The organism is Myxococcus sp. AM010 (assembly GCF_013372585.1).
Classification (GTDB): Bacteria; Myxococcota; Myxococcia; order Myxococcales; family Myxococcaceae; genus Myxococcus; species Myxococcus vastator.
This window is the reverse complement of sequence record NZ_JABXEO010000039.1, coordinates 1-15,071: the sequence shown is the minus strand read 5'-3', so window position 1 is coordinate 15,071 and position 15,071 is coordinate 1. Positions and strand designations below refer to the sequence as shown.

Annotated in this window: 16 protein-coding genes; 1 reads left to right on the top strand and 15 read right to left on the bottom strand. The window is 71.0% G+C overall.

Annotation, left to right across the window (positions count from 1 at the left end):
• Window positions 1-2 precede the first annotated feature (2 nt).
• Window positions 3-1,346 carry a RagB/SusD family nutrient uptake outer membrane protein gene (locus tag HV826_RS18880; protein WP_176418424.1) on the top strand — a complete coding sequence of 448 codons (1,344 nt, stop codon included), beginning with the start codon at window positions 3-5 and terminating at the stop codon, window positions 1,344-1,346.
• 66 nt (window positions 1,347-1,412) lie between these two features.
• On the opposite strand, the gene HV826_RS18875 is transcribed toward HV826_RS18880, so the two are convergent.
• The 15 genes from HV826_RS18875 to ribH form a co-directional block, all read right to left on the bottom strand.
• Window positions 1,413-2,303: an NAD(P)-dependent oxidoreductase gene (locus HV826_RS18875; protein ID WP_176418423.1), complete on the bottom strand. Its 891-nt coding sequence runs from the start codon at window positions 2,301-2,303 to the stop codon at window positions 1,413-1,415.
• A gap of 94 nt (window positions 2,304-2,397) precedes the next feature.
• Window positions 2,398-4,128 carry a putative ABC exporter domain-containing protein gene (locus tag HV826_RS18870; protein WP_176418422.1) on the bottom strand — a complete coding sequence of 577 codons (1,731 nt, stop codon included), beginning with the start codon at window positions 4,126-4,128 and terminating at the stop codon, window positions 2,398-2,400.
• A complete protein-coding gene (locus tag HV826_RS18865) occupies window positions 4,125-4,874 on the bottom strand; it encodes an ABC transporter ATP-binding protein (RefSeq protein WP_176418421.1) in 750 nt (249 codons plus the stop codon). The genes HV826_RS18870 and HV826_RS18865 overlap by 4 nt, the downstream gene beginning before the upstream one ends.
• A gap of 16 nt (window positions 4,875-4,890) precedes the next feature.
• Window positions 4,891-5,271, bottom strand: coding sequence for a response regulator (locus HV826_RS18860; protein ID WP_011554738.1), 381 nt, complete (start codon window positions 5,269-5,271; stop codon window positions 4,891-4,893).
• A gap of 41 nt (window positions 5,272-5,312) precedes the next feature.
• The gene (locus HV826_RS18855) at window positions 5,313-6,350 is read right to left on the bottom strand and encodes a chemotaxis response regulator protein-glutamate methylesterase (RefSeq protein WP_176418420.1); all 1,038 of its coding nucleotides are present in this window, start codon (window positions 6,348-6,350) and stop codon (window positions 5,313-5,315) included.
• Window positions 6,347-7,219 carry a protein-glutamate O-methyltransferase CheR gene (locus tag HV826_RS18850; RefSeq protein WP_176418419.1) on the bottom strand — a complete coding sequence of 291 codons (873 nt, stop codon included), beginning with the start codon at window positions 7,217-7,219 and terminating at the stop codon, window positions 6,347-6,349. The genes HV826_RS18855 and HV826_RS18850 overlap by 4 nt, the downstream gene beginning before the upstream one ends.
• A 9-nt stretch (window positions 7,220-7,228) precedes the next feature.
• Window positions 7,229-9,208 carry a HEAT repeat domain-containing protein gene (locus tag HV826_RS18845; RefSeq protein ID WP_176418418.1) on the bottom strand — a complete coding sequence of 660 codons (1,980 nt, stop codon included), beginning with the start codon at window positions 9,206-9,208 and terminating at the stop codon, window positions 7,229-7,231.
• The gene (locus HV826_RS18840) at window positions 9,205-9,582 is read right to left on the bottom strand and encodes a hypothetical protein (protein WP_176418417.1); all 378 of its coding nucleotides are present in this window, start codon (window positions 9,580-9,582) and stop codon (window positions 9,205-9,207) included. Before HV826_RS18840 ends, HV826_RS18845 begins: the two co-directional genes overlap by 4 nt.
• A gap of 21 nt (window positions 9,583-9,603) precedes the next feature.
• Window positions 9,604-10,128: a chemotaxis protein CheW gene (locus HV826_RS18835; protein ID WP_176418416.1), complete on the bottom strand. Its 525-nt coding sequence runs from the start codon at window positions 10,126-10,128 to the stop codon at window positions 9,604-9,606.
• Entirely contained in the window at window positions 10,125-10,691 is a 567-nt protein-coding gene (locus HV826_RS18830) for a chemotaxis protein CheW (protein WP_176418462.1), read from the bottom strand. Before HV826_RS18830 ends, HV826_RS18835 begins: the two co-directional genes overlap by 4 nt.
• A gap of 43 nt (window positions 10,692-10,734) precedes the next feature.
• Window positions 10,735-13,089 (bottom strand): chemotaxis protein CheA, encoded by a 2,355-nt coding sequence (locus tag HV826_RS18825; protein ID WP_176418415.1) that lies wholly within the window; start codon window positions 13,087-13,089, stop codon window positions 10,735-10,737.
• Window positions 13,086-13,460, bottom strand: a complete 375-nt coding sequence (locus HV826_RS18820) for a response regulator (RefSeq protein ID WP_176410813.1) — start codon at window positions 13,458-13,460, stop codon at window positions 13,086-13,088. Before HV826_RS18820 ends, HV826_RS18825 begins: the two co-directional genes overlap by 4 nt.
• 55 nt (window positions 13,461-13,515) lie before the next feature.
• Entirely contained in the window at window positions 13,516-14,007 is a 492-nt protein-coding gene (locus tag HV826_RS18815; RefSeq protein ID WP_176418414.1) for a M17 family peptidase N-terminal domain-containing protein, read from the bottom strand.
• Between the two features lie 30 nt (window positions 14,008-14,037).
• The gene (gene nusB, locus HV826_RS18810; protein ID WP_163786473.1) at window positions 14,038-14,460 is read right to left on the bottom strand and encodes a transcription antitermination factor NusB; all 423 of its coding nucleotides are present in this window, start codon (window positions 14,458-14,460) and stop codon (window positions 14,038-14,040) included.
• A 3-nt stretch (window positions 14,461-14,463) separates the two neighbouring features.
• Window positions 14,464-14,967, bottom strand: coding sequence for a 6,7-dimethyl-8-ribityllumazine synthase (ribH, locus tag HV826_RS18805; protein ID WP_163786472.1), 504 nt, complete (start codon window positions 14,965-14,967; stop codon window positions 14,464-14,466).
• Window positions 14,968-15,071 lie beyond the last annotated feature (104 nt).

Genomic DNA, 15,071 nt, shown 5'->3' with positions numbered 1-15,071 from the left:
CCATGACCATCCAACTGACCAAGAAGACCTTCGTGGGGCTCTTCGCTGTCCTGGGCCTGAGCGGCTGCGGGAGCATGGACGTCCCGGACCTGAACAACCCCAGCCTCGATGACTTCCGTGAGCGGCCCACGCGTCCCGCGGTGCTCACCGCCGCCACGGGCCTGCTCGTCGGCCACCGCGCTGGCGTCGCCGCGCCCAACGGCTACGTGGCCCAGCTCGGCATCATCGGACGTGAGGCTTACGTCTTCGACCCCTCGGACCCGCGCTCCGTCAACGAACTGCTGGGCCCTACCCTGGACCCCGGCGGCCCGGCGTTCGGTGGCAATCACTGGACCAACCCCTACCTGAACATCCGCAACGCCAACGCGCTGCTGGACTCCCTGGACAAGGTCCCCAATACGCCCGACACCGACAAGGAAGGCCTCCGCGGCTTCGCGAAGACGATTCAAGCCCTGGACTTCCTCGTGGTCATCAACACGCGGGACACCCATGGAGCGCCCATCGACGTCAACCTACCCGTCGGGCAACTCGCCCCCATTGTCGGCAAGGAGGCTGTGTTCGAGCGCATCGCCGCGCTGCTCAACGAGGGCCATGCCCACCTGGCGAACGCGGGGGACGCCTTCCCCTTCCAGCTCAGCCCGGGCTTCGCCGGATTCAACACGCCCACGACGTTCCAGCAGTTCAACCGCGCGCTCGCCGCGCGGGTGGCGGTGTACCGCGGACGCTACGCCGAGGCGCTCACCGCCCTGAGCCAGTCCTTCCTCAATCAGAACGCACCGTTGGACCAGGGCGTCTTCCACGCCTATGGGACGAACTCCGGCGACACCGACAACGGCCTCATCAGCGTCAACGTCTACGCCCACCCGTCGAACGTCACCGACGCGGAGCTCCAGGAGGACGGCACCGTGGATGACCGCGTCAACCGGAAGCTCACGCGCTTGGCCGAGGCCAAGACCGAGGCGGGCGGAAAGCTGCGAACGGAGTGGCGCTTCCGCATCTACCCCTCGAACAACTCCCCCGTGCCCATCATCCGCAACGAGGAGCTCATCCTCCTGCGCGCGGAGGCCAACATCGGTGAGAGGAACTTCGGACCTGCCGCGGACGACCTCAACTTCATCCGCACCACCTCTGGCCGGCTGCCCCCGAAGCTGGACATCACCGAGGACAACGCGCTGGACGAACTGCTGAAGCAGAAGCGGTTCTCACTCCTGTTCGAAGGCGGCCACCGTTGGATTGACCTGCGGCGCTACGGGCGACTCGACACGCTCCCGCGCGAGATTGATGCCGAAATCGCGCCCCACGAGCGCTTCCCCATCCCCGCGGCGGAGATGGACGCGCGGCAGTAGGCGCTCTTCGCAGTCCCTGAAGCTCCAGGTGCGCGGCAGTCGGGCGTGCACCTGGAGCGCGGGCGCTCAGCCGCCCTGCTTCAACCCGGCCCGTTCGGCGACGAGCGCCCCCAGCGCGGACCAGTCCAAGTCGCCATGGCCCTGCGCGACGCCTCCCAGGAGCTGGTCCTTCACCAGGCTGGCCAGCGGCATGGGCACCTCTGCGGTGCGCGCCGCGCCCAGGACGAGCTCCACGTCCTTGAGCCCCAGCCTCATCTTGAAGCCCGCCGGGCTGTACTTCTCCTCCGCGATGAGCTGCGCGTACCCCTCGAAGATGGGCGAGCGCGCGAAGACGGACTGGAAGACCTCCAGGAACACCTTCGGCTCGATGCCGGACTTGCGCGTCAGGGCGAAGGACTCGGCGAGCGCCTCCATCATCGACGCGATGAGGAAGTTGCCCGACAGCTTCACGACGTTGGCCGCCGGGGCACTGTCCCCCAACACGGTGAGGCCGCGCCCCAGCGCCTCCAGCAGCGGGCGGCAGCGGTCCACGTCCTGCTTCGGGCCGGCGGCCACCACCCACAGCTGCTTCGATGCCGCCGCGGTGGGACGGCCGAACACCGGCGCGGAGAGATACCGCTGACCGGCGCTCGCATGCGTCTCCGCCAGCCGTTCGGAAAGCGCCACGGAGAGCGTGCTCGACGAGATGTGAACGGCCCCTGGCGCCAGGCCCGCCTGGAGTCCGTCCTGACCGAACACCGCCGACGTCACCGCCGCATCGTCCGCCAGCATGCTGAAGACGACCTCCGCGCCGCGCGCCACCTCCGCGGGGCTGCGGGCGACGCGTGCCCCCTTCTCCTTCAACGGCGCGGCCTTGGACTCGGTGCGGTTCCACACCGTCAGCTCGTGCCCCGCGGCCACCAGGCTCGCCGCCATGGGCAGTCCCATGTTGCCCAGGCCAATGAATCCCACCTTCATGCGCGTCTCCTCCCGAAAGCGGCCCGGATAATCCGCGCCCAGGAGCCCCACCACCGCAAAGCACGCGCACGTCCAGGAACGAACGCGGCGCGACCTACTCCGGCCGGTCCTCGGAGACGTCCAGGCGCTCGAAGGCGTGGCCCAGCGCCATGATGCCCAGCCACACCTCCCCCACCAGCACCGCCGCCGCGACGAAGCCCGCCACGGGCAGGGCCCAGGGGCCCAGCAGCGTCGACGCGGGGAGGCCCACCACGAGCGCCACCAGCCCCGCGGGGATCAGCCCCACCAGCATCACCACCAGCGTGCCCACGACGGCCAGCAGGCGCTGGCCCATCGCCTCGATGCCGCGCGCCCGCTCGCCCGTGTCCGCCGGCACCCACGAAGGAAAGAGGACCACCGCGGCGTTCTGCACGAAGAGGCCCGACAGCGACACGGCCGGGAGCAGGAACGCCAGCGCCACCCCTCCTGGCCACCACCAACCGCCCAGGCGCGACGCCTCCACGCCCGGCCCCAGGACGAGCGCCACCGCCAACAGCGCGAGCTGGAACGAGGCCAGGGCCAGCGAGGACGCCGCCAACTGCGCGCTCACCACCTGCCGTCCCGTCAGGGGCATGGCGCGCAGCAGGTCCAGCTTGGGGAGGTCCATCCGCAGGTCCATGCGGAAGGCGCTCGGCCCCACCACCGTCAGCATCACCGACAACGTCAGCGCCACCGGCCCGAGCACCCGCCGCGTGTCCGTGAACAGACGCGTGTCGCCCATCATCGCCGCGATGGCACCGCCCAGGATGATGAAGGCGAGGAACACGGCGAACCCGCCGCCCATCCGCTTGCGTGCAATCAGGTTCTTCCAGATGAGCGCCACCTCCGGACGGCCGCGGGGCAAGAGCCGGAACGGCGGGCGGCGCAACGTGAGCGAGCCCACACGTGTCATCCGCCCCGAGGCCCGCAGCATGCGCTCCCGTGAGCGGGACTCCGCGCGCACCACCGCCGTCTCCTCGAACGGGACTTCGGCCCAGAGCACCCAGCCGTAGTGCGCCACCATCAGCGCCAACACCGGTGGCAGGGCCCGCAGGAAGTCGCCCACGCTCCGCGCCAGCGCGGGCGCCACCAGCAGCCGGCCCGGCCACAACACGGCCTCCACGCCGGATGACGCCATCAGCGCCTGCAACCACGCGCGAAGCGCGCGGCCTGACGACAGGTCCTCGGGCACCGGGTGCTCACGCAGCGAGGTGAGCACCGCCAGCGCCACGAGCGCCAGGACGCCGCCCACCGCGCCCCAACGGACCACCTGGCCCCAAAGGCCCCACGCCGCCAGCCGCGTGCGCACGAAGGACGCCGCCGTCGAGTGCAGATAGAGGGTGCCCAATGCCAGACACGCCCCCACGAAGAAGAGGACGGGCTGCGGGCTGAGGGTCCGCCCGAGGAACAGCGTGGCGAACAGCGCGCCCAGGGACGTGCCCAGGAGCCCACGCACCAGCTTGTATTGCAGCAGGGCCCTGCGAGGGACAGGCGCGGGGAAGAGCTGCACCACCTCCGTCTCCGTGAAGCTCAGCGACGGCCGGTCCCTGCCCAGCGCCCACGCGGCGAACAGCGTCCCCAGCGCGGAGCCGACCAGCGACAGCTCGGCGAACAGGCGCACGCCCTCGGACACCGGGCCCACCGGCCCACGGAAGTCCAGGCGCCGGAAGAAGACGGAATAGAGATACGCCGCGCCCACCAGCGCGCCCAGGAGGTAGCGCGGCTTGCGCAGCCGCTCCAGTTGCCGCCGGACGCGGTTGCGCCATGTCGCGGCCCAGAGGAAGGCCACCGCCCGAGGGAAGCTCACGGCGCCTGCGTCCCCGAACTGGTGATGCGAACGAAGAGCTCCTCCAGCGAGGCGTGCTCCCCTTCCGCGCCGCTCAGCCGCCCGCGGATGTCGTCCAGGCTGCCCAGCGCCATGGCCTTGCCTCCGGCGATGACGAGCAGCCGGGGGCACAACTCCTCCACCAGCGGCAGCAGATGCGAGGACAGCACCAGGGACGCGCCCTCCTCCGCCCGGCGCCGCAGCGACGCCTTCATCCGCCGGATGCCGATGGGGTCCAGGCCGGTGAGTGGCTCGTCCAGGAGGATGAGCTTCGGCGAGTGCAGGAAGCCACAGGCGATGGACAGCTTCTGCTTCATGCCTCGCGACAGCTCGCCCGGCAGGGACTTCTCCTTGCCCGTCAGCTCCATCTCCTCCAGCAGCGCGCGCCCCCGCTCCTCCCAGTCCTCCACGCCATAAAGCCGCGCCGTGAAGTTCAGGTGCTCCCACACCGTGAGGTATTCGAAGAAGCGCGGCTCGTCCGGCAGGAAGGCCAGCGCGCGCTTCGCGTCTACCGGCGTGCGCGACAAGTCATGCCCCGCGACCAGGATGCGGCCCGAGCTGGGCGGCAGGATGCCCGCCAGGCACCGCAACGTGGACGTCTTCCCCGCGCCGTTGGGCCCCACCAGCCCGAGCACCTCGCCGGGCGCCACCTCGAAGGCCAGCCCCTGCACGGCCTTCACCTCGCCATACGTCTTCTCCAGGCCCTCCACCCGCAGGACGGAATCCATTCGTGCGCGCTCGCCTTCAGTCCAGCTTCAGCAGGTCCCGAACGGTATCCAGCACGACCTTCGCCTGCACGGGTTTCACCAGGTACGCGCTGGCGCCCAGCTTCATCGCGCGCTCCCGGTCCGCCGCCGCGCCCTCCGTGGTGACGACGATGATGGGGACGTTCCGGTACTCGGTCGCCTGCCGGATGTGGCTGATGAGCTTCAGCCCGTCCATCAGCGGCATGTTGATGTCCGTGAGCACCAGGTCGAAGCGGCCCTGCGTCAGCTTCTTCAAGCCCTCGGCGCCGTCCTGCGCCTCGGTACACACCACGCCGGACAGGCGCTGCAGCGCGTACATGATGCTGCGCCGCATGGCCTGCGAGTCATCCACCACCAAGGCTCGAATCTGCTGCGTCATGGGCCGCGGACGTTAGCACCCGTGCGGCCAGGGCCGGAGTTTCAGCGCCGCCGCCGCGCCAGGGCCGCGAGCGCCGGGCCGATGTCACCCAGTGGAATCACCCGCTTCACCGCCCCGGTGGCGATGGCCTCGCCCGGCATGCCGAACACCACCGAGGTCTCCTCCGACTGCGCCCAGACCTCGCCGCCCGCGCGGTGCACCTCGCGCGCGCCCTCCGCGCCGTCCGCGCCCATGCCTGTCAGCACCACCCCCAGGGCCTTGGCGCCCAGCACCTGCGCCATGCTGGCGAAGAGGCGGTCCACGCTGGGCGCGTACTTGTCCACGGGCGTGGACGGCGGCGTGTGCAGCTCCAGCCGGGAGCCCCGCTCCGCCACCACCATGTGCCGCCCTCCCGGAGCGATGTACACATGCCCGGGCTCCACCAGGTCTCCGTCACGGGCCTCCGTCACGGTGAAGGGGCCGATGCGGTCCAACCGGTCCGCGAAGGCGCGGGTGAACTGCGGCGGCATGTGCTGGCAGACCAACACGCACGGCGTGGGCTCCACGGCCAGCCCCTCCAGCACCCGCTGCACCGCCGGGGGGCCGCCCGTGGAGGCGCCCACGGCCACCACCAGCGGCGGCTCACCCGCCACCGTCATGGCGCGAGCCCCTGGCGCCGCGTGCCGGTAGCCGGGGCGCACGTGCCGCGCCGCCCGGACCTTCTCCAGCAGCTCCACCCGAAGCGCCTCCATGGCGTCGAAGGTCGGGTGCTGCGGCTTGGCGATGAAGTCGAACGCCCCCAGCTCCAGCGCCTTGAAGACGTCCGAGCGGTGCGAATAGCTGGAGATGACGATGACGGGCGTGGGCGCCGTGCGCATCAGCAGACGGAGGAACGTGTAGCCCCCGAGCTTCGGCATCTCCAGGTCCAACGTCACCACGTCCGGCTTCAGGTCCACGACCTTCTTCAGCCCCTCTTCGCCATCCGCCGCGCGGTCCACCACTCGCACGTCCGGCTCCGACTCCAGCATCGTGGAGAGGGTGCGCCGGTTGTGGGCCGAGTCGTCAATGACGAGTACGGAGATGACGTCCTTGCTGCTCATCGACGCGCTCCTTCGTCCAGCTCCGGCCTCCGGTACACCAGGTCCCCGCGCAGGTGAACGAACTCGAAGTCCGAGCCCAGGTTCAGCAGGTTCTCTGAGTGTCCCAGTAGCAGGTGCCCCCCTGGCACCAGCCGGTCCCGAACGATGCCCAGGAACTTCCGGCGCGCCGCCAGGTCGAAGTAGATGAGCACGTTGCGGCAGAACACCACGTCCATGCGGGGCACCAGTTGGCTCCCCACCTCGTCCAGCAGGTTGTGGTGGCCAAAGGACACCCAGGCGCGCACTTCGTCCCGGACGCGCACGCGGTTGTTGCCCAGCGAAACGAAGTGGCGCTCCAGCAACTCCGGCGAGGTGGCGCGCAGCGCGGAGGGCCCGTACTCCGCTCGCCGCGCCATGGCCAGCACGCGCCGGGAGATGTCCGTGCCCAGGACCTCCACGTCCCAGTCGTCGAAGCGGCGGCTGTCCTTGAGGAGCATCGCCAGCGTGTAGGCCTCCTCCCCGGATGAGCACCCCGCGGACCACACCCGGAGCCGCCGCAGCCGCGCGTTGCGCTGCTCCACCACCGGGAGCAGCTCGTCCGTGAAGGCCTTGAGCTGCGTGGGCTCGCGGAAGAAGTACGTCTCGTGGGTGGTGAGGGATTCGACGGCCGCCTCCAGCTCGGCGTGCCGGTTGGCGTCGTAGCGCAGGTAGCGGTGGTACGCGCCGTAGTCCGGCAGCCCCAGCAGCTCCAGCCGGGGCCACAGCCGGCGCTCCATCACGAACTTCATGTCCTCGTGCACCAGGATGCCGCAGTGCGAGTACACGTGGTCCCGGAGGAGACGGAACTCCTCCGCTGACATCTCCGGACGTCCGTCGTCGAAGCGCGCCATGGAGGCCTCTCAGCGCCGGAGCAGGCGCTCCACGGCGTCGGTGAGGGCTCGCAGCGCCAGGGCGTCCGACTCCGCCTCCAGCGCCTCCCGGGCGGCGGACAGACACTCCGGCCCCGCCGAATCTCCCAGCACCCGCGCCGCCGCCGCGCGGACATCCCAGCGCGCATGACGCAGCAGGGACAGCGCCATCGTCACCCCGGCTGACGACTCCGCCCCCGCCGCCAGCGCCGCCTTCACCACCTCCACGTCCGGATGGCCCGCGGCCTCCCGCAACACCCCTGGGCCCGCCGCGCCCAGCCGCGCCAGGGCCCGCACCGCGGCCACCGCCAACGCGCCGTCCGCGTCCCGCGTCAGCGCCACCAGGTCCGGCACCCGGTCCAACGCACCGCAGTCCCCCGCCGCCTCCACCGCGGCCACCCGCACGGAGGGGTCCTCGTCCCTCAGCACCGGTGACAGCAGCGCGCCCACGTCCAGCCCGCCCAGCCGCGCCAGGGCCCGCGTGCCCGCGATGCGCACCGGCACGGACTCATCCGCGAGCGCCGCGCGCACCCACTCCCGGCCGACGTCACCCTCCAGCTCACACGCCGCCACCACCGCCGCCGCGCGCCACCGAGGCTCTTCGTCCCGCGCCAGCCGCTTCAACGTGGGCAGGGCCGGCACGCCGCCCACCCGGGCCAGGGCGGCGACCGCCGCGGGCGTGGCCCTGCGCGCCACCGCGTCCTCCAACGCCGCCAGCACCGCCGGCCGACACGACTCCGCCAGCCCGGCCAGGGAGCGCGTCGCCGCTCCCACGAGGGACGGCTCTTCCAGAAGGGCCACGAGCGGCGGCACCGCCAAGGCCGCGCCCGTGCGCCCCAAGGCCCGCACCACCACCGCGCGGAGCTCGTCCTCCACCCACTCCAGCAACGCGCACAGCGGCGCCACCGCCGAGGCGTCGACCAGGTCCACCAGCGCTTCGGCCGCGGCGGCCCGCGCCGGTAGCGACAGGTCCTGCAGGCCCTGGAGCAAGGTGCGCCCGCCATCCGGCCCCAGCCTGCCCAGCGTGTGCAGCACCTCACGCAGGAGCCGCGCCTCGCGCGCGCACTCCGCCACGGGCACGGCCAGCGCCGCATCACCCAGCGAGGCCACCGCCACCAGCGAGCCCGCGCGCACCAGGACGTCCTGGGACGCCAGCGCCTCGGCCAGTCGCGGCGTCACGCCGGGCAGGGGCAAGAGCGCTTCACGCACCACCGCTTCGAAGTCCCCGCGTCGCGCACCGTCGGCTCGCGCGGCCTGGGTCCCCAGCGCGGACAGCGCCGCCTCTCGCACCGAGCGCAGCTCCGACGTGAGGCCCAGGCAGATGCGCGCCGTGGCGTCCGCCTCCGGAATGAGGCCCAGCATCCGGTAGGCGCTCCGCTGAAGCCGAGGGTCCTCCAGCAAGGCCTTTACCACCGGCAGGGGCGCCGCATGTTGAAGGAGCGTCAGCCCTTCCAGGGCGGACAGGCGAAGCAGCGGCTCCGGCTCCGCCAGCAGCGACTCCAGCGCGGCGGCGGCCTGCGCGCCGCCGATGCGCCCCAGTGCCTCCGCCGCGGACACGCGCACGTTGAGGTCCGCGTCCGAGAGCGACCGCACCAGCGGGACCTCCGCATCGCGATGCCCCAGCTGTCCGAGGATGTCCGCGGCGAACTTGCGCTGGTCCGGGTCTGGATGGGCCAGCAGGCCCATCAGCGGGCCCAACGCGGCACCGCCCAGCCCCGCGAGCGCCTCCGCCGCCGCGTTCCGAGCCCCCGTCTCTCCTCGCTCCCCCAGCACGGAGATGAGCCGGGCCGCGAGCTCGCTCGATGCGGGCATCCGCTTGAGGGCCTCCGCCGCGACGTGGCGCACGCGCCAGCTCTCGTCATGCAAGCCGACGACGAGAATCTCCAGAACGCCCGCCGCGCACGGGTCCAGCGACTGGAGCGCGAGGTAGCGCGCCTCTTCGGCGACCGGGGGCTCGGCGTGGGGGCTCATGTGTCGAAGACCTGGTCAGAGCCTGGCTGGAGATAGAACCAGAGGGCGTAGGCCCCCAGGGCCGTGCCCAGCGGAACGTTGGGAATGGCGAGGATGCCCAGCACCAGGGTCAGCGTCCTCGACCAGGCCTTGCGGTTCAGCAACCCGAAGCCGGTGATGACACCTGGCAGCCCCAGCAGCGCGAGGCACCCGCCCACGCCCATGCCCACGGCGACAATCAGCGCCCGCTCCTCGGGCTTCGCGCCTGGCAACAGCCCGCCCATCGCCCCGAGGAACAGCATCACGCCCACGGCGACGAGCACCGACAGCCCGTTGATGGCGATGAAGAGGATGCCGAGGATTCTACGGTGCTGCTCCAGTCCTTGATGGCCCACTGCAATCCCCCAGGTGTGTGCCTACGTCGTGTTCCTTGAAGACTCGCGCTCCAACTCCACGCGCAGCAAGGCCTTGAGGTCCAGCAGCAGCCGGAGCCGGTCTGGTGGCCCGCAGACGCCAACGACGAAGGGCGTGTGTCCGGCCACCACCAGCGCGGGCGCGGGCTTGATGTCACCGCGCCGCACGCGCAGCACCTCCGCCACCCGGTCCACCTTCACCGCCATGCGCCGCGTGCCCAGCTTGCAGACCAGCAGCCGCGTCTTCGGCGTCTGGGGGCCCGGTGCCCCCATGAGCCTGCTCCGCAGGTCCACCACGGGAAGGATGAGGCCACGCAGGTGGAGCACGCCCTCCACGAACGCCGGGGCGTGCGGGATGGAGGTGATGCGCTGGAGCGGGAGGATTTCCTCCACCCGCATGATGTCCAACACGTACTCCTCCGCGCCGATGAAGAAGGCACAGAGCTGCACCACCGTGTCCGCGGCCGAGGCCGCTTCATCCGGGAGCGCGTGAGGACGCCGCGGCAGCAGGTTGACGGAGTCCTTCATGAGGCGAGCGCCTGTTCCGCGTCCAAGAGGATGTAGAGCATGGGGCCTCGCCGGCCCATGCCCACCACGCAATCCCTGTCACCCGCGCGCATCCCCGGCGGCGGTGCCTCCAGCATGGACGGCTTGAGCTTCACCACGCCCACCACCCCATCCACCCACACTCCCGCGGGCCCTGACTCCGTGCGCAGCACGAGGATGCGAGCGCTCCGGGGCGGAGCAGGCGCGTCGGGCCCGGCGACCAGGGGCGCCCGTTCCGCCAGCCGCAACCGCATCTTGACGTCGTACACGGGCAGCAGCTCGCCGCGCAGGTTCATCACGCCCAGGAGCTGGGGCTCGGCCCGGGGAATCTCCGTCAGCGGCGGAACCTTGGAGATTTCACGCACCCCTCGGATGGGGACCGCGTAGCACTCCCCTTCCAGGCGGAAGGCCAGGTACTCCTCGGGCACCTCCTCGGGGACCAAGGGCAATACGCCGTCGCTGCCCGCCGCGAAATCCTGGAGCCCGGAGACGTCCTCGTCAGGACGGTAGAAGAAGTCGTCGAGCAGCTCCGAGAACCGGGACACAGCCACGCAGGATAGCAGCCGGCGCGCCCGTCCGCAGCGAGGGTCAGGCGCGACGCCGCTCCACGGCCATGCCCTCTTCCAGGAGCGCCGCCACGTCCAGCACCAGGACGGTGCGCCGGTTGCCCAGGTCGGTGGCGCCGGAGATGCCCCGGACGGACTGGAGCCGGCCCCCCAGGGGCTTGGTGACGATGTCCTGCTGGCCGTGCAGCTCGTCCACGGCGATTCCCAGGCGCTCTTGGGCCAGGCCCACCACCACCACGAAGTGGCGGCTCACCGGACGCTCCGGCAGGGCGAACATGCGCGCCAGCCGCACGAAGGGCAGCGTCTGGCCGCGAAGGTCCAGGACCTCGCGCCGCTCCACGGTGCGGATTTCCCTGGGCTGGACGGAGATGATTTCCAGCACGCTGTTGAGCGGCACCGCGTAGGTGCGGCCACTGACGCCCACCAGCAGCGCGCGGATGATGGCCAGCGTGACGGGGAGCGTGAGGTGGAAGGCGGTGCCCCGTCCGCGCTCGCTCCACACGTCGATGATGCCCGACAGGTTGCCCAGGTTGTTCTTCACCACGTCCAGCCCGACGCCCCGGCCGGAGAGCTCGGACACGCTGCGGGCGGTGGAGAAGCCGGGCTGGAAGATGAGGTTGAGCAGCTCCCGCCGGCTCAGCTCCTGGGCCTGGGCGAAGGTGATGACGCCTCGCGTGATGGCCACCTCGCGCACGCGCACCTCGTCGATGCCGGCGCCGTCGTCACTCACCTCGATGACGACGTGGTTGCCCTTCTGCTCGGCGCGCAGGCCCACCACCGCGCGGCGGGGCTTGCCTGCGGCCAGACGGGCGTCGGGGGACTCGACGCCGTGGTCGATGGCGTTGCGGATGAGGTGCATCAGCGGGTCGCTGAGCTCCTCGACGATGAGCTTGTCCAGCTCCACCTCGCCGCCGCTGATGGCGAGCTCGATTTCCTTCCCCGCCTCGCGGGTGCTGCGGCGCACCAGCCGCGCCAGCTTGTCGAACACCTGGCCGACGGGGACCATCCGCGCTTCGAGGAGTCCTTCCTGGAGGGCCTCCAGCTTGCGCTCCAGGCCTCGTGTCTCGCGCGCCAGCTCCTGGCCGAACAGCTTGGAGAGCGCCACCGCGCCATCCTGCCTCGCGGACTCCGCGAGCCGCTGGAGGTTGGCCTTGATGAGCAGCAGCTCGCCCACCATGTTGATGAGGCCATCCAGGCGCCCGATGTCCACGCGCACCGTCTGCGTCAGGGAGCGCAGCGACGTGTCCGCCGTCAGCGTCGCCTGGGGACTCACGGGGGCCTTGGCCGGTGGCGCTGGGGCCACCGAGAGCCCCTTGGGTGAGGCCTTGGCGGCGCCCTGGAGGTAGGCGACGACCGGCACGCTGGAGGGCCCAGGCACGTGCGTCGGTGGAGGCGCGCCGCCAGCATCGGCGGGCAGGTCGGCGTCCGACGTGGGCCATTCCAGGGGCCCGGATTCCGTGTCTTCCGACACTCGCGGAAGCAGCGGCTGCGGCGCCTCGGGAGGCATCGCGGCGGGCGTTACGCGCACACCCTTCTTCTTCTTGCCGCCGCCCTTGGGCGACGTCGAGCGCCCCGCCGCGGCGGGTTGCGCGGCCTGAAGCAGCGCGCTCGTCGCAGCCGCCGCGGCCGGTCGCACCGTCAGCGCGGACAGCTCCGCGGGCGTCCCCTTCAACCCCGTCTCCAGGGACGCCTGGTCGACCTGCGCACCGAAAATCAGGTCGAACGCGATGCCATGCGCGCCACCCGGCTGCGCGGACGGCAGCGTGCTGATGACCTCGCCCAGGGGCTTGAGCCTCGCGTTGAGCTCCGCCAGCCCCTTGTCGAAGTCGGACAAATCAAAGGCGGCCCGCACGCGCCACAGCGCCACGCCCCTCCGCACGTTCTCCCGCAGCCGGTGTTCCTCGTACTCCGTGAAGACGGAGCGGACCTGCGCCTCCAGCTCCAACCGGTCCAGCGGATCGTCCTCCGCGACCTCCGCCGGAGCGGCCATCGACGCCATCCGCGCGGCCATCGTCTCCACACGAGCCGACAGGCCTTCGCTCTCCGTGCCACGAGCGGCCTCGCCCAGCAGCGCCTGGAACGCATCCAGGACTTCAATCAGCGCATCCAGGACCGCGCCGTCCAGCAGCAGCTTCCCCAGCCGCAACCGGTCCAGCAGGTCCTCCGTCCCATGCGCCAGCCGGGAGATGCGCTCCTGGCCGAACAGCCCGGACAACCCCTTGAGCGAGTGCGCCGCGCGGAAGATGCCGTTGACCAGGTCCGGATCCGCCTCGTGGCCCCGGCGCTCGTCGAGCGCGAGCAGGTCCCTGGCCAGGGCGTCGAGAATCTCGGTCGCCTCGGCGACGAACTCCGCCAGCGCCTTGCTTCCCGGACTCACGGCAGCTTCAGGTAGCGCCGCAGGAGCGCTTCGAGGCTCCCGGGGATGAAGGGCTTGACCAGATACTCCACGGCGCCCAACGCGAGCCCGCGCTCGCGGTCCTGCTCGCGCCCCTCCGTGGTGATGATGAAGAGCGGCACGTCGCGGTAGTTGGGGTTCTTCTTGACGAAGTTGATGAGCTCCAGCCCGTTGATGTCGGGCATGTTGATGTCGGTGATGATGAGCTCGAAGCGGTGACGCGGCAGCAGCTTCAGGGCCTCGAAGCCGCTCGAGGTCACCACCACCTCGACGCCCTCCACGGCCTCGACCATCGCGGCGATGTACTCGCGCGATGCTTTCGAGTCCTCGACAATCAAGACCTTGACACGCATGTGCGCTCGCCCCGGGCGAGGCATGCTAGCAGAAGGCCCGCCCGCCCGCCGAGCGTCAGCCCTTGCGTGCAGGCAGCGACTTGACGAGTCCCTTGTCCGCCAGGACGGCCACCCGTCCGCCCTTGAACGCGGGCAGGAAGCCCTTCTGGAAAGCCTCTGCCCGCGCGGCGTCCTCCACCTGGCCGCCGGCGGGTACTTCCAGCGCCACGGACTCCACTCGGGCCTTGGACAGCACCCGGCCCGCTTCCGCGAGCGCGTCGTTCAGCGAGCCCGCGTCCAGCCGCTGACGCGCGCCCAGCCCCACGACGAAGATGCGGGGCACCGCCAGCTTCCCGTCCGAGGGCAGCAGCAGCCAGTCATCCTTCGCGCCCGTGAAGAAGCCGGCCTTGAGCACCCGCGAGAGCGAGCCACACAGCCGCCAGTCCACGAAGCCCGCGGAGGACGGCAGGGGTCGGTCATCCTCGGCGATGAACAGGCAGAGCGCGTCCACCCCGCCCAGCGAGTCCAGGCCCTCCAACCCAATATCGTGCGTCGTCGTCTGGCTCACGGCGCGTCCCTCGCGGCTGGCGTCAGCGAATCACGGCTTGTTCAGGGCGACCGCGACGCGGTCCAGGAGCCCGTTGACGAACGCGCTCGATTCTTCGTTGCCGAAGTTCTTGCCCAGCTCCACCGCCTCATTGATGGACACCTTGCGGGGGATATCCGGGCGGTACTTCAGCTCGAAGATGCCCAGTCGCAGCACGTTCCGGTCAATGCGCGACATGCGGTCCAGGCGCCAGTTGTGGCTGTGCCGTTCGATGAGCTGGTCGATTTCGTCCCGGTGGGACTGCACCCCCTCCACCAGCTCCCGGGCGAACTTCACCGCGTCCGGGTCCCGTTTGTCGCTCTCCTCGGCGGCCGACCAGGCCGACTCCAGCGCCTCCGCCGTCGTCGCGGTGGCCATCTCCAACTGATAGAGCGCCTGCAGCGCACGCTCACGTCCCGTTCTTCGCGCGCCCATGGCCTACGCCTTCCTTCCGTCCGTCGCCGACAGCTTCGCGTACAGATTGACCATTTCAATGCAGGCCAGCGTGGCTTCCGCTCCCTTGTTCCCCGCCTTCACGCCCGCCCGGTCGATGGCCTGCTCCACCGTGTCCGTCGTCAGCACGCCGAAGGTCACAGTCGTCGCCGGGGTGGCCGCGGCGGCCTCGAAGGCCACCGCGCCAATGCCCTTGGCGCACTCGCCGGCCACGTAGTCGAAGTGCGGCGTCCCGCCCCGGATGACGGCGCCCAGGGTGATGACGCCCACGTACTGCCGCGTCTCCGTCACGCGTCGGACCAGCCCAGGCAGCTCATACGTTCCGGGGCAGCGGTAAACGTCGATGTCCGCGTCAGCCACGCCGTGGCGCACCAGCGTGTCCACGGCGCCCTTGGCCAGCTCCTCGGTGATGAATCCGTTGAAGCGGGCCACGCAGATGGCGAAGCGGCCCTTGGGGGGTAGAAAGTCACCGTCGAAGTAGCGAGGCATGCCGCGCTTCCTACACCACCCCGGGGCCCGGCGTCGCCTGCTACGGCGTGCCAAACCCCGCGGCCGTGATGGCCGCCGCCGTCAGCCCGCCCCCGCCCCCGGGC